4 protein-coding genes are annotated in these 1,638 nt (G+C 77.1%); all 4 read right to left on the bottom strand.

Features of this window, described 5'->3' with window-relative positions; all coding sequences use genetic code 11:
* A partial coding sequence (locus VGB14_08450) for a hypothetical protein (protein ID HEX9992941.1) occupies positions 1–330 on the bottom strand: 330 nt, incomplete at its 3' end.
* 40 nt (positions 331–370) lie between these two features.
* Positions 371–817: a hypothetical protein gene (locus VGB14_08445; GenBank protein ID HEX9992940.1), complete on the bottom strand. Its 447-nt coding sequence runs from the start codon at positions 815–817 to the stop codon at positions 371–373.
* Positions 810–1,256: a hypothetical protein gene (locus VGB14_08440; GenBank protein ID HEX9992939.1), complete on the bottom strand. Its 447-nt coding sequence runs from the start codon at positions 1,254–1,256 to the stop codon at positions 810–812. Before VGB14_08440 ends, VGB14_08445 begins: the two co-directional genes overlap by 8 nt.
* Positions 1,253–1,638, bottom strand: a 386-nt coding sequence (locus VGB14_08435) for a hypothetical protein (protein HEX9992938.1), incomplete at its 5' end; no start/stop codon positions are given. The genes VGB14_08440 and VGB14_08435, both read right to left, overlap by 4 nt.

Raw genomic sequence — 1,638 nt, 5'->3', positions numbered from 1 at the left:
GTGGTCGGGCTCGATGCGACCGTGCACGAGACCGAGGTCGTGCAGGTCGGCGACCACGGTGGCGAGGGCGGCGACCAGCCCGGCCGCCTCCTCCGTCGCCAGCCGGTGCAGGTCGCCGAGCCGCCGCCCACCCACCCAGGCCATGGCGAGCGCGGCACCGCCGTCGCCGTCGTCCTCGAGGCCGACGACCTCGACGACGGACGGGTGGCGGGCCAGCTCGAGCACGGCCGCCTCGTGGCGCAACAGGTCGGCCCGCTCGGGCGTGCCGGCGACCTTCCTGGCGACCGGCCGGCCGTCCGGCCCGGCGGCGACGGTGACGCGCTCGCTCATCGAGAGGGAGGATAGAAGAAACATCGAAACAACACAACACTTATCGGGAGACAGCGGCAGCGGAGGCGGTCGCGCTCACGGCCACGGTGTCCGGCGCGCCGGGGATGGACGGCGAGAACACCAGGTCGGCCTCGGCGGCGAGGGTGACGCGCACCTCGTCGCCCTCGACGGCGATGGAGACCGAGGTGCCGGGCGGCAGCCCCTGGGCGTCGAGCGAGGCCGCCACGGCCGCCTCGACGAGTGACGGGTCGAGCCGGTAGGCGGCGCCCTGCCGGAGGGCGACCTCGTCGAGGCCGGCGGTGGCGGCGTCGTTGGCTGCCGCGGCCGCCGCGCCGGCCAGCTCCCGCTCGGCGAGGAAGGCGACGGCGGCGTCGACGGCGATGGCGCCCAGCACCAGCACGACCAGCACGGCCGCCGGCATCAGGAGGAGGACGCTCCCCCGGTCGGGGCCTCCCTCCCTCGCACGCTCGCCGGCCGGGTCAGCCACAGTCGGCCTCGCCGCCGAGGCCGGCCCGGAACGGGTCGACCAGCTCACGGTGCTCGGCCCGGACGGTGAGCGCCGGGCCGAAGCCGCCGACGAAGGGCAGCGACACCGCGGGGACGTCGTACGTGGCGACGGCGACGACCGGCACGCAGCGGCCGAACCCGCCGTCGAGCGTGAGGCCGAGGCGGGCCGGGTCGCGGCCGTGGCCGGCGAGGGCCGAGCGGGCGGCGTCGTCGGCGGTGGCCGCGGCCGTTCCGGCGTCGGGCGCCTCCACGTAGGCCCGCACCGCTTCCCGCGCCGCCGACGTCACCGCCAGCTTGGCGTCTACGACCGCCCAGGCGTTGGCCACGAGCAGGCTCCCGGCCACGAACACGAGCACGCCGAACGGCAGCACCTCGACCCCGCCGACGACCCCCCGGTCCCCGCGGCACCGCCGCGTCACCGGAGCTCCTCGATGCGGGCCTCGACCGTGCGGTCGATGTGGTCGAACCCGAGGGCGCCGCCGAGGGCGGGGAGCAGCACCCGGGGCGGGTCGGCCTGCACCCGGAGGCGGACGGAGTCGGCGTCGACCTCCCAGGTGAACGTCGCGTCGTCGCCGAAGCGGCCGAGGAGGCCCCGGGCGTACGCCTCGGCGCGGGCCAGCCCGGCCGGGTCCCTGGCCGCTCCGCGCGCCGCCACCAGCCGGGCCGCGTCGCCGGCCGCCGCCGTCAACGTCGACGTCGCGTACAGGCTCAGCAGCAATTGCACGGCGAACAGCAGGAAGGCGAGGAAGGCGAGCAGCCCGGCGACCGTCGACACCAGCCCGGTGCCCCGGTCGCCGATCG

The organism is Acidimicrobiales bacterium, from assembly GCA_036399815.1.
In the GTDB taxonomy this organism is placed as follows: domain Bacteria; phylum Actinomycetota; class Acidimicrobiia; order Acidimicrobiales; family DASWMK01; genus DASWMK01.
The sequence above is the reverse complement of the archived record's forward strand: the minus strand, read 5'-3'. Positions and strand labels throughout refer to the sequence as shown.